Below are 19,549 nucleotides of genomic sequence, written 5' to 3'. Positions count from 1 at the left end.
AAGAAGTTAGAGCAGTGCTTGATGAAGCTCCTTTTCTTTTCCGGGTAATAAAATAAGCCAAATCATTCCTTCGGAGGCACTTTTAGCATATTTCAGTAGATTTTGAATACCCGTTTGGTCTGTTACAGTGCAGGTATGAATCTTTTTACCGAAGATAGAAAAACCTGTTAATGACCAATAGCCGATGTCGCGTATGAGGGTGAAGATGTCTTTGATTTCTGTGTCAGAATAGTATAAGCGGTTGGGAATTAGCCGTATCTGGAGAAGAGGTGTTTCTTGTTTAAGCCACGAAAAACCACTTTCTAAAACCGGTAGTAAAACATCAGGGTTGCTCACAATCAGCCATTTAGTGTGTAAAAAGTCCGGGCTTGCTTGTAATATCCAGTTAAAAGGCATAGAAACAACCGTTCCCAGCGGAACGTCCATAAATTCGTCAATCTCTTCATTGGTAATTCGGGCTGGTTCAAAACGAAGGTTGGGAAGGGAGCTAAATTGCTTGGATATAGTGTCAAAATAGGTTTGATTTCCTTCAATAGCCAATGTGGGAAGTTTTTCCGGCAAAAAAGGCAATAAAATCCCTGTTTCTGCACCGGCTATGACGGCGGAAGTTTCCCCAAAATAGGTAATTAACTGTTGATGAACGCGGCTTAAAAAGTCTGAAAACAGCGTTGAGGTAGCCACAAAATGTGGTAGAGTTTCTGCAAAGGGAACATGAATTTCTAATTGTCCAATTTTAGTGCTTACTAATGGATTTTCTGCGGCTAATAGTTTCAAATAAGCTGTTTGAAGTAGCTGTCGTTCCCAATTAGCACGGCCTTCTTTTCCGGCTAAATGCACTAAACGGTTATACAAAAGCTGGCGTATATTCATAATAGCTATTTCTTACCGTATTTCTTGAGCGTTTTTTCTTTCACCCATTCAACATGTTTTGGATGATTACAGTTTTTGCGCGGGTCTCCAGCGCAATTTAAGGTGAAACTTAGCAATAAACCACCACTGATTAATAAGTATTTACTAATTGATAAACAATTTGTTATAAAATATATTTGCTTAATAATTGGTTTCATCAGATACTTTAACGAAATTTTGTTTTCCAATAATTGCTTCTGCGCTATCTATAAATTGAACGAGGGTAGTGGGAACTTTGTAGCGGCAAACTATGGTTTTTGTCTTTTCATTTTGAGTAAAAGTGAGCGTTGTAGCAGGTATATCGCTTATGTTGGGGTCATCATAAGAATCTTTGTAGGATTCTAAAGTAGCTTCTTTAATGTATTTTAACAGCACTGCAAACTGATCTTCGGGCATTATTTTTTGCCAAGTACCGATATTTTCAGTAAAGCGTTTTCCGACCCAGCGTACCTCTCTTTTGGCATTCAGCCGCATTTGATAAATTGGGCAAGTTCCGTAACAACCGCTATGCTCTACTTGAAAAATAAAATCTGCGGGAACTCGTGTCTTTTTACTTAACCGATTACTCTGGCAGGCAAATAAAAATGATAAAATCCCTACTAAAATTACGATATATAAATACTTTGCTACATTCACAGAGCAAAGTTAGTAACTTTGCTGCTCATGAGGTTAAAAGAATTCTTAATCTCTATTTCGGTGTTTTTTGGCTGTTTTATTCAACTGAATACTACAGCGCAAATTATTGATACTATCTATGATACGTGGATAACCACCAACGATTCCCTCAATCAGCGTATCAAGATTGCAAGCGGAATAGATTTAGAAATATCAAACCCTAGCTTATACACTCGAAGGGGATATAAACTAAAATATGGCTGGCATAACTATTATCTACATATAATTACCGCCACAGACATCAAGGTAAACGGGTATCGCTTAGCAAATCGCGGCCAAAAAACCTACTTAGCAGTAGTTTCATTCAACAAAAAGAATCCAGAAGTTCCAATACCCTACAAAACGCATTGCTTATACCTAAAAGGGATGATTGATTATGCTGATAGCTTGGAAAAATACTACGTCCGTTCCTTTAAAGAAGCAGGCGAAAAATTAGACAGCCTAAAAGAATTAGAAACTAAATTTAAAGAGGAAGGGAATATTCCCAAAACCTTAACAGACCTCATTAATCAGGTAAAAATTTTTCAGCAAGAATGTAGTTGGTATAGCTACCTCTACTATGAATTTCAAATGGATAGAGATAATCCCAAAGATTTATTGATCTATTTCTTATCAAATTATTATCATAAAAGTTTGAAGTTCAATACTTTTTCGGATCCGCATGGTTTACCTGCTTTGCCTCCCAAAGATCCGCCGGATAAGATTCGTACTCCTTTTTGGGATAAAATTTTCAAGCTAATTTGCCCTCCGCCTCCCCCAATGGAGCCAACAGAACAAAAACACGGCGGATAAATAAAAGTTTAAAAGGCAGAAAAAGATTTTTACTAATTTCCTGAAAATCAATTCTGTGAAAAGCAAAAAAATTTAGCATACAATTTTTATTTAAACCTAATCTAAATTAATTTTGCGCCATGAAAATTACCAACACCGTTTTAGTAGGTTTATTTGCGCTTTCTATCATCATGAATATCGGGTTATTCATCAAAATAAATGATATTGAAAAAAAAGTAACCCAACCAGTAGATGGCGATAAAAAAGAACATTCAAAGGCAGAGAAAAAGGACGAAAAAGAAGATTATGACCTCATTATGGCTATGTCTTACAATCAGCGGTTTATCGAAAAGCTATATTTCGCAGGAAGCAATAAAAATTGGGAACTCGCAGATTTTTACTTAGAAGAATTAGCAGAAAAAGCAGAAGATATTGCCAAACACAACATTGTTGAAGATGAAATAAACATCAGCACCTTAATTAAGGAGGCTCTGTATTCTAAAATCGAAGCTGTTGATAATTCCATCAAAAAGCAAGATGCTAAATTATTTCAACAATCTTATTTAGCGTTAATTGATGGCTGCAATACCTGCCACGTTAATGCAAAACACGGTTTTATTCAGATACAAGTACCTACTGCTAATTCTTTTCCGAATCAGGTATTTACCCCCAAAAAATAATTAGGGGAGTAAATTACTAAGTTAGATTTTCAGTATTTGAGTGCTATTCAGCATTTTTTGAATGCTGAATAGGAGTCTTTAATCGTGGTTAGCGCCTTTCATTACTCGAAATATGTGCAGGATTTGGGGAAATACAGCATCTATACTTTCAGATGCGCCGCGGGTAGATCCTGGGAGCCCTAATACCAGTGTTTGGCCAATCAATCCCACAACGCTACGGGAGAGCATCGCATAGGGAGTTCTCGTTTGACCGTAGCTCCGAATAGCCTCTTCGATACCGGGAATTCTTTTTTGGATAAGCGGATCTAAGGCTTCCGGCGTTACATCGCGCGGAGATAACCCCGTTCCACCAGTAAGAATAACCAACTGTAAACCCTGATTACAATAGCTGCTTACCATCTCTTGAATATCCTTTTTCTCATCAGGAATAATCACATAATCAACCACTGTTACTTTAAATTGCTCTAATTTTTGAATAATCGCCTTGCCGGCTCTATCTTCTTTGGTTCCTTTTGAAATAGAATCTGAACAAACGATTACGGATGCCTTAATTCCCGAGACCTCCTTTTTAGCCCAATCGCTTTTTCCACCTTGCTTGTTAATTAGCTTAACTTGCTCAATAACAATGTTTTTGTCTATAGGTTTTAGCATATCATAAATCGTGAGTGCGACTACTGATGCGGCATACATAGCCTCTACCTCAACGCCGGTTTTGTAGATAGTTTGTACTTCTACTGATATTTTAATTTCAACAGGCGTGATTTCATAGGTGATTGAGGTTGCTTCTATGGGCATTGGGTGGCAGTCAGGGATTACATCACTCGTTTTCTTGGCTGCAAAAAGTCCGGCTACTTTAGCCATCTCTAAAACATCTCCTTTGGGAACTTTTTTTTCTACAATAGCGGTTATTGTTTCCGGTGAGCCTACTTTTACAACTGCCTGCGCTAAAGCAATGCGATAGGTTGGATTTTTGTGGGTGATATTAACCATTTTCTATGTAACTTATAAATTTGATATTGAACGAAAATATGGGATTTTCTTATCCGCGCAAAAAAAACAACTTCTACTCGCTAAAACAAGCGGTTTATTTCAAATCTAAGACTGCCTTTAGTGTCGGTATTTATTTAGCATAGTGAAGTGATTTAAAGTTGTGGTTCAGAAAGTATGATGAGGTTTTTGGCAATAAAGACTAACTTTATCGTCTATGCCAGAAGTCAAGCTAAGGGTTATTTACCCTCATTGCCAAAGCACAAAAATATCCATTAGGAGTGTCTCTGTTCTCTAAGAGGTTGTTTAAAATTTATTTTTTTATTCTTTAAGCATAATTCTAATCATAGCTAAGTGCACAAAGCTTGTACTGCATTCGGGGTGGAATTCATAGTCATTAACCAATCTTCGTTGAAAACCAAGCCATCCAAAAGTTCGTTCAACTATCCATCTCTTGGGTAAGACATTAAATCCACTAATTCCTGCCACTTTTTTTACAATTTCCAAAGTGTAATTCAAACTTTTTAAAATCCATTCAGCTAAGTTACCGGTATAACCTTGATCTGCCAATATTTTTGTCAATCTAGGGTACTTATATCTTAATTCTTCAAGAACATATTTAGCTCCTTCTCTGTCCTGAATATCAGCGTTATGAATCACAATAGCTATAATAAATCCGAATGTGTCAGTAATAATATGTCTTTTTCTTCCTTTAATTTTCTTGTTTCCGTCATAACCGTTTGATAACGAGAAAGAACAAGTTTTAACAGTTTGACTATCAATTAATCCAAGACTTGGTGAAACATGTTTTCCTTTTTCCTTTCTTAACTTATCACGCAAAAAATCATGTATTTCTTCAATAAGCCCTTCTGCTGTCCATTTTCTGAAATAATAATAAACGAGTTGCCACTTAGGGAAATCTTTAGGCAGCAATCTCCATTGAACACCAGTTTTGGTGATGTACAATAATGCGTCTACAATACATCTTAAAGGATGCTTTCTTTTCCTGTTATCATTTACTATTTTTTCAATAGCTTCGTACTGAATATCAGTTAGGTTGGTTGGGTAGGCTTTCATACTTGCTTAATTATCTGATTAATAATCAGCAATATACAAATAAATATGTATTTAACCATGTGATATTAAATAATTTAACAATTTTTACACCATTTTTAAACAACCTCTGAATCAAATTTTTTCCGCCAGGCTATAACTTTGAACTTAATATATATTTTTGGGGTTAAAGGTGTCAGCGTTTTTAAAAACTACTTAAAATAGCAGCCTAATGTGTTCGTTTCAAAATTTTACTGATTTGCTCAAGCATTTTGTTGAGTTTTCTTTTTGGGTAAAAACCTTTTTAGTTGTTATTATAGTTTATTAAAATTTCTGCTTCATGTTTCGTGGACCTACACCTGTTGTTACCAATATTCTGATTATCAATATTATTGTTTTTTTACTACAATTAATTTTTTCGGAAGTTGAGCCGTATTTAATTTTAGAGAAAGTTAATTGGGTAATCAAGCGGGACCCTGATTTGATGAAAACGCTTCCTGAGTTTAACTTTATTCAGTGGCTAACGTATGCGTTTATGCATGGAGGCTTTCTGCATATTTTATTTAATTCTATTGCTTTATACGGCTTAGGTTCTATGGTAGAGATGACCATTGGTTCGAGGCGTTTTATTGAGTTTTATTTAATTTGTGCTATTGGTGCTGGGATTGTTACTTCAATATTTGATCCCAATCCGTATCCGGTTTTAGGTGCTTCGGCAGCTATAGCGGGCGTTGCTATTGCTTTTGCTGTTTTGTATCCTAATAATGAGCTTATTTTATTTCCGATTCCGATACCAATTCGTGCAAAGTATCTGATTTGGGGATCATTTGTGATTTCGTTTGTGCTGGGAGTTGTGTTACCGCTGATAAATTCTGGCTATGGAGATGGTATTTCTCACTTTGGGCATTTTGCCGGTATGTTGGTAGCCGCTATCTATGTTGCTTACTTTCGTTATCTCAAAAGATAACGTCAATGAATCATTTGTCTCATAGCAATCTCTCTAAAAGTAAATTAAATTTTTTTAGGCAATTACAGCAAAAAAAATACCGGTTAGAGTATAAGCTGTTTTTAGCTTATGGGGAAAAATTGTGCCAGGAGGCGATTTTATCCGGTTTTCAAATTGAAGCGATAATAATACGCACTGATTATGTAGGGCAGGTTTCAATACCCATTGATGTACCTATTTATTCTGCTAATTTTGAGGACTTTGCGAAGCTAACAGACCAGCAAAATCCCGAAGGCTTACTTTCTGTCATTAAAATCCCGAATTGGCTTCCTATTGAAACCTTAGATTTTAACCGGCCAAGTATCTTTTTGTGGGACATTCAAGATCCCGGAAACTTGGGCACAATCATCAGAACAATGTACTGGTTTGGGGTAAAGCAGTTATTATTAACTCCGAGTTGTGCTGAACTAACAAACCCAAAAGTAGTTCGTGCCAGTATGGGCGGTATTTTTCATATTCAACCATTTTGGCCTGAAAACTCAAAGTCTTGGATTAACCAATATGCCGAACTCATTTATGCTGCTTCTGCCAACGGAAATTCTATTCAACAAATAAAGCCACGTAAAAATATATTATTACTGGGAAATGAATCGCACGGGATTCCACCAGAAATTATCCATAATAATTTGGTTGAAAAAGTTTCGATTCCCGGCTATGCCGGTGAATCCTTAAATGTTGGAGTAGCCGGAGGTATCTTGTTATTCTGGATGGCTGGTAATAGTTTATAGATAAGTTAGTTAAACAATTGTTTCATACACTCGTTTAAGTTTTTCAGGATAGCTTGTACTAAAATGCAGCCCTCTGCTTTCTTTTCGGATTTTAGCGCATTTTATGATTAAATAGGCGCAGGCTAAAATATTTCTGAGTTCACAAAGTTCCGGGCTAAGGCGGGTTCTTTGGTAAAATGCTTCTGTTTCGGCATAGAGATAGTTAATACGTCTTTCGGCACGCTCTAATCTAAGGTTAGAACGAACTATTCCTACATAGTTGCTCATAATTTGCTGCACTTCTTGGGTATTATGTGAAATCAGCACCCATTCTTCTGGGTTTTGAGTTCCTTTTTCGCTCCAGTTAGCTATTTCGGCTTGGAAATCAATATTTTCGATTCTTTGCGCAGCGTCTTGTGCGGCATTTTCGGCATAGACGATGGCCTCTAAGAGTGAATTTGATGCGAGTCTATTCGCGCCGTGCAGTCCAGTGCAGCTAACTTCGCCCACAGCATATAAATTTTGGATGGAAGTTCGTGCCCGCATATCCACATGAACGCCCCCGCACATATAATGAGCCGCCGGCACAACAGGTATCATATCTTCATTTAAGTTGATACCTTTTTCGGCGCATTTGTGGTAAATATTGGGAAATTCTTGCAATAAATCTTCTTTAGGAATGTGGCGGGCATCTAAAAACACATAGTTAGAACCGGATATTTTCATTTCATTATCAATTGCTCTGGCTACGATGTCTCTTGGAGCTAAGGAACCGCGCTCGTCATATTTGTACATAAACTCCGTTTTGTCATAAAAGCTGCGTAAAACGGCACCTTTTCCGCGCAAAGCTTCTGTGATTAAGAATGACGGGCTAACTCCCGGGTCGTATAATGCGGTGGGGTGAAATTGATAAAACTCCATATTGGCAATTCTGCCTTTGGCCCTTAATACCATTGCAACGCCATCTCCGGTAGCAACACTGGGGTTGGTTGTGCTGGCATATACATTACCTGCTCCGCCGGAGGCTAAAACGGTTATTTTGGCTAATATCTTCATGACTTTTCGTTTCCGAACGTCTAAGGCATAAATTCCAAAACAAGTGATGTTGGGATTCCCGCGATTTACATATTGCCCAAGGTGATGCTGTGTGAGTAAATCAACGGCAAATAACTGGTCTGTGATTTGGATATTCGGATGTTGGTCACAGGCTTGCAGTAAGGCACGTTGAATTTCACGCCCTGTGGCATCCGCAGAATGTAAAATCCGGTGTTCCGAATGCCCGCCTTCTTTGGCTAAACGCAAAATACCCTGATTATCTTTATCAAATTCAACCCCGAAGTTTATTAGCTCTCTAATTCTATTAGGGCCTTCCGAAACAACCATTCTAACCACTCCTTCGTTACACAAACCGTCCCCGGCAATCAATGTATCCTGAATATGCTTTTCAAAAGAATCTGTAGAAGCAAAGACTCCGGCAATGCCTCCTTGAGCATAATTTGTATTGGTTTCACTGGGAGATTGTTTGGTAATGACCAATACGCTTTGGCCGGCTCTTGCAACTTTTAAGGCAAAAAACAGCCCGGCAACTCCCGAACCGATGATTAAATAGTCCACTCGCTTTGTCATAGCTCAACTCATCCAATTTTAGGGGCAATTTACAAAAAGTCTATCTTACGAAAAAATAGCTTTTAACGAAAGTTTTACTCTAACAAGTTTAGGAGGGTTCTAAAAATTCTTTTTTTGAATTAATTTGAAACAAAACACAGAATCCCATTGCTAATTTTCTCAAACTAAAGCAAATATAACGTATTTTTCTAAAATTCTATATTTGGTTGTGGCTCAGAAAGTATGAAAGCTATGGTTTCGTTGGTGGATCATTGTTGCTATCAAAGCATCATCGTTTTCTTATTTTTTGGGAAAACAGGTAGCCTTCCAATAAATCTTCTATTTCTAACTTGTAATCAATCATTTATATTTGTTTTTTAGGTATTTTGTGCTTCGGCAATGAGGGTAAGTAAGCGTTAGTTTGGACTTCTGGCATAGACGAGAAAGTTAGTCCTTATTGTCAAAAATCTCATCATACTTTCTGAACTACAAGCAAAAATTAATCAAATAATGCCAATAAGTCTTCTTTGGTCAGGGATTTTGCGAAACTTTCTTCGGCAGTGATTAATTCATCATAAATATTTTTTTTTCGTTCTTGGATTTTTTGGATTTTTTCTTCGACAGAGTTTTGGGTTAGAAGCCGGTAGGCAAAAACGGTTGCTTGCTGGCCGATTCTGTGTGCACGGTCTATTGCTTGCCGTTCGGTAGCGGGATTCCACCAAGGATCCACAATAAAAACGGTATTAGCAGCCGTTAAGTTTAACCCAACACCACCGGCTTTTAGACTTAATAAGAAGATTTTAACACTTGAATCGTTTTGAAAACGGGCTACCTCATCTTGCCTATTTTGGGTTTGGCCCGTTAAATAAGAAAAACTCAACCCCTTTTGACGAAGGTCATTCGCTAAGAGGTCTAAAAAACGTACAAATTGAGAAAAAACCAAAACTTTTCCTTTTTCTGATATAAGTTCTTCGATACGAGATAGTAAAATTTCATATTTAGTAGCAGAGCCTCGATAATCCGGTATAATTAAACTTGGGTGCAGTGCTATTTGCCGTAACTTAATTAATGCAGCCCAGATAGAGGTTCGGCTGCTGGCATTTTCACCATCTAAGGTAATTTGTCCCCGAAATAATCGTTTGTGGTGGTCATACACAGCCTGTTGGTCTTCACCCATTTCACAATAAATAGTTTGTTCAATTTTGGCGGGAAGCTCGGTAGCTACTTGCTCCTTAGTTCTTCTGAGTAAGAAAGGATTTAACATACTTCGTAGCTTCGCAGAAGACTCAAGGTTTCCTTCTTTGTCTATTGGAACTACGTATCGGTTGTAAAAGAAAGACTGGCTTCCCAAAAAGCCGGGGTTTAAGAATTCTAATTGTGGCCACAAGTCAGCCGTTGTATTCTCTAAGGGTGTGCCGGTAAGCGATAATTTCATCCGCGCATTTAACCGCAAAATAGCCCGAGTAGTTTGGGAATCTTTATTTTTAATAACGTGGCTTTCATCTAAAATGATGTAATTAAAAACATATTGCTGAAGTACAGATTCATCTTGCCGGGCAATGCCATAGGTCGTCAAAATAACGTGAGAAGCAAGACATTGTGATAGTTGTGCAGCACGGTTACTGCCTCGATATTCTGATACTTTCAGGTGCGGTGCAAATCTTTTTAGTTCATTAGACCAATTGAATAGCAGTGAGTTTGGTAATATTACTAAGGCTGTGAAATGTGGGTTTAAGGAAACTTCATGGCATATTAAGGTGATGGTTTGTAGGGTTTTTCCAAGCCCCATATCATCAGCCAAAATCCCTCCCAACTGAAACCGATTTAAAAACCGCAGCCAATCGTAGCCGGCCTGCTGATACGGACGTAAAGTAGCTCGTAATTCATGAGGAGGCTCATAAGTCTGAATATGGCTAAACTCTTCTAACATAGCCCGAATTGCAGTATGCCCTTCTTGAATATACTGAGGCAGTGCTAAGCCTTGATAGGTTTTGAAACGCAACCCCTGTTCAGTTTTTTGGGCTATTTCCACAAAATGACGAAAATCCGTTACCCACGAAGTAGGAATGTGCATACTCGTCCCATCAGAAAATTCATATTCACGGCTTTGTTTCACCAAAGAAGGAATTAACTGATTGAATGTGATTTTTTTATTTCCTAAAGAAACTTCACCCCGAAACTCCCAATCTTCTTGAACCGGAACAATTTCCCAATGTAATTCAGGGTTTTCAAAGCTAAAATGTGGCTTCTCATAACATTGTACAATCTGGATTCCATCTTGGCGCATCGCGGCTATATGTTTGCAAAGCCAAGTAATTAAATCTGATTCAGGCAAAACGGTAAACAGAGAGTTAAACAAGTTAAATTCTGTTTGTAGTTTATGATACCATGATTTTAGAATTTCTTCTGCCGCTAAATCCCGAAAAACTTTTATGAAGTGATAGGCACCATTTTGAGATATTAACTCAATTTTATGCTTGAGACTATTAATGTCTAAGGCATATTCTTGGTAGTAAGCGCAGCATTTGATGGTATAAAGCCTTTGATTATCCCGTGAAAGTTCGATACACAGTTTGGGGTTTTCTCGAATTTCGACTACTTCATAGCCATAAAATTTTACAGAATCCGACTCAAGCAGTTTGCTGGCAAATTTGTGTAAAAATTCATATTCCTTATCAATCGGTATTTCTATAAATTTTTTCCTTGTAAATGGCTGTAAGTTAATATTTTCCGGAACATTTGGAATATGAAACAGCATTTTTTCACTAAGAACCCAGCAGGGATAGTTTAGTAAGATGTAGGTATTTTTCTGGTTAATTTCAATCGGTACTTGATTAACCCGAATTCTGGGAAAATAGTGCAGGTTTTGGGGATTTTTATAAATAGCAAACTGAATATCAGCAGGTTCTGAAATTAGCTTTATGGGTGTATCAGCAGGATAATAATCTTTTCCCATTAAGTATAGATTTTTTCCGGCTAATAGTTTTAGTATTTTAGTAATTCTAACCTGCAAATACTGCCGAACAATAGCTAAAACTGCCTTTTTGTTGGGATCTTTTAAGGATTTAAAAAAAGCATTGGGCGAAAGATACTTATTGGTATCGTGTTTTTGCTGAATTTTTTGAATCGTTAGCTCACTTGTTAATAAGCATAGTGCGTGATCATTTTGGTCAAGATAAGCAGCAAAATGATTAAAATTTTCCGGTAATAAATGCTGGTGATTGAGGGAAAGTTTACCGGAAGGCAAGGTTTTAACAATATGGGCTGAAACAAGCGGCCCCATAATGTCATGAATAGTAATAGAATATACCGAAACGTACGGTAAAACAGTATTGACAGGGTGGTTCATCTAAAAGTCAGCAAAATTAACTTTATACAGAATAGCGAACTCAAATATTGGCTGTGGTTCGAAAAGTATAATGAAGTTTTCTGCAATAAAGAGCAGCTTAACATTACAAGTTAGAAACGGAAGATTATTTACTTTTCCAAGAAAGAAGAGGACTATCTTATTTTTAGAAAACAATCTAAAGCACTACATAGAAGCTATAAAATACCTAATTTGTGGTATTGTTTAGAATCATTCTAATTAATAGTTTTGAACTCTAAACCAAGAAGATGGAAGTATTAGATATATCAAAAGCACAAGGCCACTGGGTGCTGGCTAAAATGGGAAAAAAAGTGCTGCGGCCGGGCGGCAAAGAATTAACCCATAAACTCATAAAAGCATTAGCGATAACACCTGAAGACGACGTAGTTGAGTTAGCCCCCGGCTTAGGATACACAGCCTCATTAGCACTTCAGCATAAACCTAAAACATACACAGGAATTGATGCTAACCCTGATGCAATTAAACAGTTACGAAAAACGATTAACGGAAATAATCAACGTATCATTGAAGGAAATGCTGCTCAAACAGCCCTCAAAGAAGAAAGCGTAACCAAAGTCTATGGTGAAGCTATGCTAACTATGCACGCTGACCACCGCAAAACAGAAATTATTCAAGAAGCACATCGTATCCTAAAAAAGGGCGGCCTATATGCTATCCATGAATTAGGGCTTACCCCAGATTCTATTGACAAAAACCTCAAAGACCAGATACAAAAAGACCTCTCTTTAAGTATAAAAGTAAACGCCCGGCCGCTTACCCAAAATGAATGGTCGCAACTTCTTGAAAGAGAAGGATTTAAAATAAAATTTATAGCTACTAACCCTATGTATTTGCTGGAAACTTCCAGAATTATAGCAGATGAAGGCTTTTTCAGAGCACTAAAAATCGGATTTAATATACTTGCTAATAAACCAGCAAGAAAGCGGGTATTAGAAATGCATCATGTTTTTAAAACGCACGCAAAACACATGAATGCCATTGTTATTGTAGCAGAAAAACAATAATCAGGATAATTTTCATGGGACTATTGCCCAAAAAGCTACTATAAGGGAGATTTCTCCGAAAAAATCCCCCTTCATTATATTTCTCCACAAATTTAGGAATCCTAAACTTGTGGAGAAATTACTTTTTCGGCATTTCTAATAGCTACTGCCTGCGCAACGGCTGCACTCAGCCGGCGAAAGACCAATCCGGCAGGCGAACTTGCATCTAATACAATCGGTATTCCTTCATCACCATCTGCCTGAACTGCTTCTTCAATAGGAACTTGCGCCAATATAGGAATGTTAAACTCTTGTGATAATTGGTTTCCACCTCCTTGCCCAAAAATAAAATAACGCTTATTCGGGTCTTCCGGCGGAATAAAATAGCTCATATTCTCTACGATTCCCAACACCGGTACGTTAATTTGGGGTGCAACAAACATCGCCAGCCCCTTTCGAGCATCTGCAACGGCCACTTTCTGAGGGGTAGTTACGATAACAGCACCCGTCAAAGATAATTGTTGAGCTAAGGTTAGCTGAATATCACCTGTTCCGGGAGGTAAATCTAAAATCATATAGTCTAACTCTCCCCACAAAGTATCCCCGATAAGTTGCCGCAAAGCATTGGAAGCCATCGGGCCACGCCATACAACGGCCTGGTCTGCGGGGATTAGATTTCCCAAAGATAATGTCTTGATTCCCAAACGCTCTATCGGCAGGATTTTATTTTGCCCATTAACGACTTCTATTGCCGGCTTTAAATGCTGGGTACTTAATAAGATAGGAACACTTGGGCCATAAATGTCGGCATCTAATAAGCCCACCGAGGCTCCGTCGCGGGCTAAACCAATAGCAAGATTTACGGCTACCGTTGATTTCCCAACACCTCCTTTGCCGGAGGCTACCGCAATGATATTTTTTACACCGGCCAGCATTGCACTTCCATCACGTGTAGAGGTAACCTTAGAGGTCATCTCAATTTCGATTTCTGCATCCGGAGAAACCAATGTTTTGATAGCATTAAGACAATTATTATGGATAAGTTCTTTCAGTGGGCAAGCGGGGGTTGTTAGCACCACCGAAAACTTAATTCGGTTATTTTCAATCGTTAAATTTTGAACCATCCCTAAGGTTACTAAATCTCTTTTTAGGTCAGGGTCATCAACTGTGCGCAGTGCTTTCAGCACCTGCTCTTGTGTAATCATAGTAATAAAACTGTTTTTTAGAATGAACAATTCGCAAAGTTGCGAAGTTCTATATTACAATTTTTTTTTTTGTAAAATAGACTTTATATTAAAAGAGCCTGTTGCACGACAAAAAGAATAAAAATATTTAACTATTTGATTTTGAATTAATTAACTAATTTATTATTTTTGTGGTGTGATAAAGCACGCCCAAATACAGATGAGTTTTAGCCAGCCCTACGTTTCTAAACGCAGTTCTAAAAACGCGTTTCTAAAGCAAATAAATGAGGTAATTGATTGGGAATCAATCGTAAAAATACTTCAAAAACACTACCCAAAAGGGCTTAGACCGGACGGCAGACCCGCCTACAACCCCATTATTCTTTTCAAAATGCTACTGCTCGGCGTTTGGTATAAAAGCCTGAGCGACAGAGACATAGAAGACAGGACCAACACCGATTTAAGCTGGATGACCTTCGTTGGGCTGAGTCTTGAAGACGAAGTACCCGACCACAGCACCCTGTGCCGCTTCCGCAACGAACTGGCAGGAAGCAATGCCTACGACTTGCTGTTGCAAGAACTTAACCAACAGCTTGATAAACATGCTATTACGGTAAAATCCGGCTGCATAATAGATGCCTCCATTACCGACAGCCCCCGCAAACCCACCGGAAAACCCACCTACGAAATTGCCGAAGACAGAAAAGAAAACGAACAAACGGAAGAAGCTATACAAACACAAACGGCTGAATTAAAGCTTGTTAAAGTAAATCAACCTGGCGTGGACGACGAAGCCCGCTGGCTCAAAAAAGGCAAAGAAACCCGCTTTGGCTACAAAAAACACGTTATTACCGACGGCAACGGATTGGTCCTTGCCCTGGAGACCACACCCGCCAACGTCCATGACCATAACCACTTTAACACATTGATAACCAAGGCACAAGTTCCCCCAAAAGTCGCCATCTATGCCGACAAAGCCTACAAATCCAAAGCCCATACCACCTACCTCAAAGCGAAGGGACTTAAAGATAGAGTGTGTTATAAAGCAGTGAAAAACAAACCCTTAACAAAATTACAACTCAAATTCAACCAACTCTGCGGCAAACACCGCTACAAAATAGAGCGCACCTTTGCCGGCACCAAAAGCTGGTTCGGCGGCGGCACCGCCCGCTATGTGGGCATCGCCAAAACCCACGCCCAGCACGCCCTGGAAGCAATTGCATACAACCTGTATAGGTTACCTAAGCTATTAGTAAACAATATGTTAACACCAAAAACGGCACCACCTCAAATGCAGCTATTTTAAGCCTGTAGGCCCAAAATACGCCCAATTGGTAAAAATGAGGCGAAAAAGGGGCAAAAACATAAAAAATGAAACCCCACACCCACAAAAAAAGACGTAAATTGTAAAAAAACTCCCCATAAACTCCCCAAAAAATCAAAATTTATTTTGAACGGGAGAAAATCTGAGCTTTTTTAAAAATTTAGAGGTTATGCAACACGCTCAACGAGTCTTCCCAAAATATAATTGACCTATCAAACCAGCAAAGTGGAATTTATACCGTAAAGATGGAGTTAAACGGCAAAACCTACAGTCTAAAATTAGTAAAACAATAATTTCCTTGTCTATCACAAATCCACTACGGAGATGATTTCTTTGTAGTGGATTTTTAGTTTTTGTGTATTAGGTTCATTTTTTAGTAACGATTTTGGTAACGGTATAAAGTAGTGAGAATAAGCAGGAAATTATCCATACATTGCATACACGACAAAAGGTTTTTAGTTTAGCAGAATGAAAAACAGACTTTGTGTGATTATCAGCGGTGGGGGAACGGGAGGGCATATTTTCCCTGCTTTAGCTATTGGGGAATGGATTACAGTACGTTGGCCGGAGGTTTATGTGCACTACGTGGGTGCGCAAGGAGGTATGGAGATGCAGAAAATCCCTGAAAATGGCTTTTCTATAAGCGGCTTATGGGTATCCGGGTTTCAACGCGGCCTCTCGTGGCGGGCTTTGAAAAGAAACCTATCGTTACCATTTAAAATCATAACAGCTTGCTGGCAAGCCTTTCAAATACTAAGAACAAACAGCCCCAAACTGGTAATCGGTGTGGGGGGCTATGCCAGTTTGCCAACCGTTTTTATTGCCCAATTACTTGGGATTCCCACCATTTTGGCAGAACAAAACGCCTTTCCGGGTTTAGCCAACCGCTTATTAGCCAAACGAGCACAAGCTATTTGGTTAGGTAATGAATTTGCCACACGATTTTTCGTCCCTCAAAATAAAGCTGTTTATTATGTCGGAAATCCCGTACGTACCGGTATGGCATCTATTTCCCACGAAGAGGCTTGCGCCTCTTTTGCATTGAATCCAGAAAAACCTACCGTTTTTATTTTTGGGGGAAGCCTTGGTGCCGGAACTTTTAACAAAACTTTATTAACCCAATACCTAATACTCTTGAACAATGGTATTCAAATTATTTGGCAAACCGGAGGCACTAATTATGAGGCTATTATTAAGGAAGTAACTCCGCAAAAAGGGCTTGTGATTTTGCCCTTTATCAAAAACATGGCTGCTGCCTATTCGGCAGCTACACTCGTGGTTGCAAGAGCCGGGGCCATGACCCTTACAGAACTCATCACATTACAGCAACCAGCTATTTTAGTTCCCTCTCCCAATGTAACCGACAACCACCAAACTCATAATGCTAAGTCTATTACAGAAAAAGGTGCCGGATGGCTAATTACGGATTCTAATGCCCCCGAAAAATTAATTCCTACTATCTTAAAAATATTCACTGAACCCGAACAAATAACCAAAGCAAAAGAACAATTGAAATTAATAAAACTTCCAGATACTCAACAAATCATCTTGAAACAGATAGAACCTTACCTTTTTTCCAAAACAAAATAGTAGGCACAAAATCATACATCCCTCATTGTTAGCAGTAATCGAAGTTGAATTATAGGTCATCCAGATCTTCTTCCGGGTCATCATCTTGAAAAGTGGCTTCATCAACATCGGAGGAGTCTATATCAATGTCTAAAACATCATCGTCGTCCACGGAATAGTTTTTGTCGTCATCTTTTTCGTTTGTGCTTTTGTCATCATCATCTAAATCGCTATCATCATCGTCATCATCAACAACTGTTTTTTGGGTTTGTTGATTGGGTTTTGTGGTTGTAGCGGTGGTATTGGGTTTGTTGGTGGTGCTTGGGTTTGTGGTTGTAGCGGTGGTATTGGGTTTGTTGGTGGTGCTTGGGTTTGTGGTTGTTGCGGTAGTGTTGGGCTTGTTGGTAGTGCTTGGGTTTGTGGTTGTTGCGGTAGTGTTGGGTTTGTTGGTGGTGCTTGGGTTTGTGGTTGTAGCGGTGGTGTTGGGTTTGTTGGTGGTGCTTGGGTTTGTGGTTGTTGCGGTAGTGTTGGGTTTGTTGGTGGTGCTTGGGTTTGTGGTTGTAGCGGTGGTGTTGGGTTTGTTGGTGGTGCTTGGGTTTGTGGTTGTTGCGGTAGTGTTGGGTTTGTTGGTAGTGCTTGGGTTTGTGGTTGTAGCGGTGGTATTGGGTTTGTTGGTGGTGGTATTGGGTTTGTTGGAAGCCGTGTTATTTTGTTTTAGTTTACCGCGTTCAACGAGGATTTTTTTCTGGCGTTCGATTAATGCAGCAATTGTTGGGTGGTTTTGGCTGGTTATGTATAATCGCATAGAGGCGATTGGTTTCGCTAATTGGCGAGGGTTAAATACCGCTACACGATAAATTCCCTCTTTTTTAAAGAAAATCTTACCGTAAGCACTATACCCATTTTTGCCTTTTTTCATATAGTATTTTAGCGTAGCTCCACTGACAGATTTTACAACCATAAATAAGGTGTCAATCAGCAGTGGCTTACTGTTCCGGTATTCAATAAATACTCGCGTTTGTGGCGGAACTAATTTAAATACGGAATCCGGCGACATCACAAAACCGGTATTTTTGGCCACTTCCGGCCCTATGTACAACTTGCCGGCAAGTTGCGCAAATACGGCTGTTGTTAACGCACACCAGCATAAACAAAACGAAAGAACCCTACTAAGCATTTGTGATTTTTTTAAAATAGAAACCCAGTCTAATTTTGCACAAAGTTATCAAAAAATAGACCATCTTGAACGACTTAAATCGCTAAAAAGCACGTTTTATGCACAAAAAAACATAGTTTAGCTAACTAAGCTAAAAGCTTTGTTTAAAATATCCTTAATCTTCGCAGAAAGTCATTCTAATAACAAATCTTAGTTCAAGAACTTTTTAGAGCCTGAACCTGAGAAACTATCAATTGGGCAATCCCTATAAAAATAAGCGCAGAAATACCAAATAATGATTCATTCGTAAATGTAAGCATATCAAGTGGTAGATATTCTAATGAAGCAAGTCCCTGAATTAACAAAACGAGTTCATTCAAAAGAACGCCAGTAATTACCACAAAGACACCGATTCTGAAGATATGATTATTCTCTAAAAGTTTGTTCTTTAGGCATAAATACAGCAAAAACATCGAAGTCATAGCCAAAAGTGCTAAGTGCAAATAAGCAATAATAATTGGCCGAAACCCAAAAGCTAATTTGCTGATTTCCGGTACTATCGAAATAAATTGTAGCAAAAACTTTGTGGTAGATGCCAGTAAAGCAACAATTAACAGTAGTTTATGGGGTTCAAAGATATTCTGAAAAATATGTAACTTAACATCAACCAGCTTCTTAGAAAAAACTCCCCAGGCATAAACCTGTACTACTGCTCCTGCTGCCACTATGCAATAAATCCAAAGCGGCAAGTTTGCCCACAAAAGAGATAAACCATAAGTAGGTATGCAAGCTGCTGCTAATAAGTAAAAAACCTTTTTAGGTAACTGAAAACCGTAGGTTTTTTCTAAATAATAGATAAACAGCCCCAAAAAAGCAAAGAAAAACCAACCGTTATACTGAAAATGTAAATACCAATAAATGGAGGCTAAAAAAGTATCCTGCACAATTTGCTTCGTAGCCATCATGTGAATCAACTTTGCCGTCCCAAAAATAGATAAAAAATTAAAAAATAAGGCAGCAATAAACCATAAATGCTTGTTTACTAAATCATTATTTATTAAATCTTTGATGAATAAATAAGTAAAGAAAAGCAATGTTAGGATGGAAAGTGTTGAGAATGTAATCGAAAAAAGCCCATAACCTTGAATCGTAAAGAAGACTAACATCCCATAAGAAACAACTAAATTGGCACCAAAAATCCGCTGATACTGAATTAATTTAGCGTTAGTTAGGTATTCTCGAATACTATAAACCATCAATATCATCAGCGTTTGGGTAACCCAACCGGCGAAGGCAAAATGTGAATGAGCGTGCAGTAAGTATTTTTGGTAAAAAAAAGGAAATTCAAAACCAATTTTATAGCGCATGAGCGTGCCCACTGCTGAAACTACCCAAAAACTTAAAATAGAAAAGAAAATCCAAATTTTGAACCTATTTTCAGTCATAAGAACAATTTGGCCGCAAATATAAAACCAATCTATTTTGTTGTAAACTTATTCTGAAATAAGTCTATAATTTCGTTAGATTAATCGGTTGTAGTCCAGAAAGCTAT

At 38.3% G+C, this 19,549-nt stretch carries 17 protein-coding genes; 8 read left to right on the top strand and 9 right to left on the bottom strand.

Annotated features, from left to right (window positions below; translation table 11 throughout):
* Nucleotides 1-6: 6 nt before the first annotated feature.
* Both LC115_04300 and LC115_04295 read right to left on the bottom strand, forming a co-directional pair.
* Complete coding sequence (locus tag LC115_04300) at nucleotides 7-870, bottom strand: hypothetical protein (protein ID MCZ2355902.1); 864 nt, start codon at nucleotides 868-870, stop codon at nucleotides 7-9.
* 180 nt (nucleotides 871-1,050) lie between these two features.
* Nucleotides 1,051-1,545, bottom strand: coding sequence for a DUF6438 domain-containing protein (locus tag LC115_04295; protein MCZ2355901.1), 495 nt, complete (start codon nucleotides 1,543-1,545; stop codon nucleotides 1,051-1,053).
* A gap of 27 nt (nucleotides 1,546-1,572) precedes the next feature.
* Between LC115_04295 and LC115_04290 the strand changes: the two genes are divergently transcribed.
* Both LC115_04290 and LC115_04285 read left to right on the top strand, forming a co-directional pair.
* A complete protein-coding gene (locus LC115_04290; protein ID MCZ2355900.1) occupies nucleotides 1,573-2,376 on the top strand; it encodes a hypothetical protein in 804 nt (267 codons plus the stop codon).
* Between the two features lie 119 nt (nucleotides 2,377-2,495).
* The gene (locus LC115_04285; GenBank protein ID MCZ2355899.1) at nucleotides 2,496-3,035 is read left to right on the top strand and encodes a hypothetical protein; all 540 of its coding nucleotides are present in this window, start codon (nucleotides 2,496-2,498) and stop codon (nucleotides 3,033-3,035) included.
* 78 nt (nucleotides 3,036-3,113) lie between these two features.
* Here the strand turns inward: LC115_04285 and moaCB are convergent, their stop codons facing one another.
* A complete protein-coding gene (moaCB, locus tag LC115_04280) occupies nucleotides 3,114-4,025 on the bottom strand; it encodes a bifunctional molybdenum cofactor biosynthesis protein MoaC/MoaB (GenBank protein ID MCZ2355898.1) in 912 nt (303 codons plus the stop codon).
* A 318-nt stretch (nucleotides 4,026-4,343) separates the two neighbouring features.
* Nucleotides 4,344-5,099 (bottom strand): IS5 family transposase, encoded by a 756-nt coding sequence (locus LC115_04275; protein ID MCZ2355897.1) that lies wholly within the window; start codon nucleotides 5,097-5,099, stop codon nucleotides 4,344-4,346.
* Between the two features lie 316 nt (nucleotides 5,100-5,415).
* Between LC115_04275 and LC115_04270 the strand changes: the two genes are divergently transcribed.
* Both LC115_04270 and LC115_04265 read left to right on the top strand, forming a co-directional pair.
* On the top strand, nucleotides 5,416-6,042 hold the full coding sequence (locus LC115_04270; GenBank protein ID MCZ2355896.1) for a rhomboid family intramembrane serine protease: 627 nt from the start codon (nucleotides 5,416-5,418) through the stop codon (nucleotides 6,040-6,042).
* Between the two features lie 5 nt (nucleotides 6,043-6,047).
* Nucleotides 6,048-6,809: an RNA methyltransferase gene (locus tag LC115_04265; protein ID MCZ2355895.1), complete on the top strand. Its 762-nt coding sequence runs from the start codon at nucleotides 6,048-6,050 to the stop codon at nucleotides 6,807-6,809.
* A gap of 9 nt (nucleotides 6,810-6,818) precedes the next feature.
* Here the strand turns inward: LC115_04265 and nadB are convergent, their stop codons facing one another.
* Both nadB and LC115_04255 read right to left on the bottom strand, forming a co-directional pair.
* On the bottom strand, nucleotides 6,819-8,414 hold the full coding sequence (gene nadB / locus LC115_04260; GenBank protein MCZ2355894.1) for an L-aspartate oxidase: 1,596 nt from the start codon (nucleotides 8,412-8,414) through the stop codon (nucleotides 6,819-6,821).
* 478 nt (nucleotides 8,415-8,892) lie between these two features.
* Complete coding sequence (locus LC115_04255) at nucleotides 8,893-11,742, bottom strand: DEAD/DEAH box helicase (protein ID MCZ2355893.1); 2,850 nt, start codon at nucleotides 11,740-11,742, stop codon at nucleotides 8,893-8,895.
* A 266-nt stretch (nucleotides 11,743-12,008) separates the two neighbouring features.
* Here LC115_04255 and LC115_04250 point away from each other — a divergent pair, with 266 nt between their 5' ends.
* Nucleotides 12,009-12,785 (top strand): methyltransferase domain-containing protein, encoded by a 777-nt coding sequence (locus tag LC115_04250; protein ID MCZ2355892.1) that lies wholly within the window; start codon nucleotides 12,009-12,011, stop codon nucleotides 12,783-12,785.
* 101 nt (nucleotides 12,786-12,886) lie between these two features.
* On the opposite strand, the gene LC115_04245 is transcribed toward LC115_04250, so the two are convergent.
* A complete protein-coding gene (locus tag LC115_04245; protein MCZ2355891.1) occupies nucleotides 12,887-13,969 on the bottom strand; it encodes an Mrp/NBP35 family ATP-binding protein in 1,083 nt (360 codons plus the stop codon).
* 175 nt (nucleotides 13,970-14,144) lie between these two features.
* Here LC115_04245 and LC115_04240 point away from each other — a divergent pair, with 175 nt between their 5' ends.
* The 3 genes from LC115_04240 to murG all read left to right on the top strand — a co-directional run bounded on the left by LC115_04240 (nucleotide 14,145) and on the right by murG (nucleotide 16,862).
* Complete coding sequence (locus tag LC115_04240) at nucleotides 14,145-15,254, top strand: IS5 family transposase (protein ID MCZ2355890.1); 1,110 nt, start codon at nucleotides 14,145-14,147, stop codon at nucleotides 15,252-15,254.
* Nucleotides 15,255-15,472: 218 nt separating this feature from the next.
* A complete protein-coding gene (locus LC115_04235) occupies nucleotides 15,473-15,565 on the top strand; it encodes a hypothetical protein (protein MCZ2355889.1) in 93 nt (30 codons plus the stop codon).
* Nucleotides 15,566-15,740: 175 nt separating this feature from the next.
* A complete protein-coding gene (gene murG, locus LC115_04230) occupies nucleotides 15,741-16,862 on the top strand; it encodes an undecaprenyldiphospho-muramoylpentapeptide beta-N-acetylglucosaminyltransferase (GenBank protein ID MCZ2355888.1) in 1,122 nt (373 codons plus the stop codon).
* Nucleotides 16,863-16,911: 49 nt separating this feature from the next.
* On the opposite strand, the gene LC115_04225 is transcribed toward murG, so the two are convergent.
* Both LC115_04225 and LC115_04220 read right to left on the bottom strand, forming a co-directional pair.
* Complete coding sequence (locus tag LC115_04225) at nucleotides 16,912-18,018, bottom strand: hypothetical protein (protein MCZ2355887.1); 1,107 nt, start codon at nucleotides 18,016-18,018, stop codon at nucleotides 16,912-16,914.
* Nucleotides 18,019-18,212: 194 nt separating this feature from the next.
* A complete protein-coding gene (locus tag LC115_04220; protein ID MCZ2355886.1) occupies nucleotides 18,213-19,442 on the bottom strand; it encodes a hypothetical protein in 1,230 nt (409 codons plus the stop codon).
* Nucleotides 19,443-19,549: the final 107 nt, after the last annotated feature.

It is taken from the genome of Bacteroidia bacterium (genome assembly GCA_026932145.1).
Classification (GTDB): Bacteria; Bacteroidota; Bacteroidia; order J057; family JAIXKT01; genus JAIXKT01.
Note: the sequence above shows the minus strand (reverse complement) of the source record. Positions and strands in the feature narration are given on the sequence as shown.

What these genes read in the sequence shown, in the direction of transcription:
- LC115_04300 (MCZ2355902.1), bottom strand. Translation starts at nt 870, where the DNA reads ATGAATATACGCCAGCTTTTGTATAACCGTTTAGTGCATTTAGCCGGA.
- nadB (MCZ2355894.1), bottom strand. Translation starts at nt 8,414, where the DNA reads ATGACAAAGCGAGTGGACTATTTAATCATCGGTTCGGGAGTTGCCGGG.
- LC115_04220 (MCZ2355886.1), bottom strand. Translation starts at nt 19,442, where the DNA reads ATGACTGAAAATAGGTTCAAAATTTGGATTTTCTTTTCTATTTTAAGT.
- moaCB (MCZ2355898.1), bottom strand. Translation starts at nt 4,025, where the DNA reads ATGGTTAATATCACCCACAAAAATCCAACCTATCGCATTGCTTTAGCG.
- LC115_04245 (MCZ2355891.1), bottom strand. Translation starts at nt 13,969, where the DNA reads ATGATTACACAAGAGCAGGTGCTGAAAGCACTGCGCACAGTTGATGAC.
- LC115_04225 (MCZ2355887.1), bottom strand. Translation starts at nt 18,018, where the DNA reads ATGCTTAGTAGGGTTCTTTCGTTTTGTTTATGCTGGTGTGCGTTAACA.
- LC115_04255 (MCZ2355893.1), bottom strand. Translation starts at nt 11,742, where the DNA reads ATGAACCACCCTGTCAATACTGTTTTACCGTACGTTTCGGTATATTCT.
- LC115_04265 (MCZ2355895.1), top strand. Translation starts at nt 6,048, where the DNA reads ATGAATCATTTGTCTCATAGCAATCTCTCTAAAAGTAAATTAAATTTT.
- murG (MCZ2355888.1), top strand. Translation starts at nt 15,741, where the DNA reads ATGAAAAACAGACTTTGTGTGATTATCAGCGGTGGGGGAACGGGAGGG.
- LC115_04270 (MCZ2355896.1), top strand. Translation starts at nt 5,416, where the DNA reads ATGTTTCGTGGACCTACACCTGTTGTTACCAATATTCTGATTATCAAT.
- LC115_04290 (MCZ2355900.1), top strand. Translation starts at nt 1,573, where the DNA reads ATGAGGTTAAAAGAATTCTTAATCTCTATTTCGGTGTTTTTTGGCTGT.
- LC115_04285 (MCZ2355899.1), top strand. Translation starts at nt 2,496, where the DNA reads ATGAAAATTACCAACACCGTTTTAGTAGGTTTATTTGCGCTTTCTATC.
- LC115_04275 (MCZ2355897.1), bottom strand. Translation starts at nt 5,099, where the DNA reads ATGAAAGCCTACCCAACCAACCTAACTGATATTCAGTACGAAGCTATT.
- LC115_04250 (MCZ2355892.1), top strand. Translation starts at nt 12,009, where the DNA reads ATGGAAGTATTAGATATATCAAAAGCACAAGGCCACTGGGTGCTGGCT.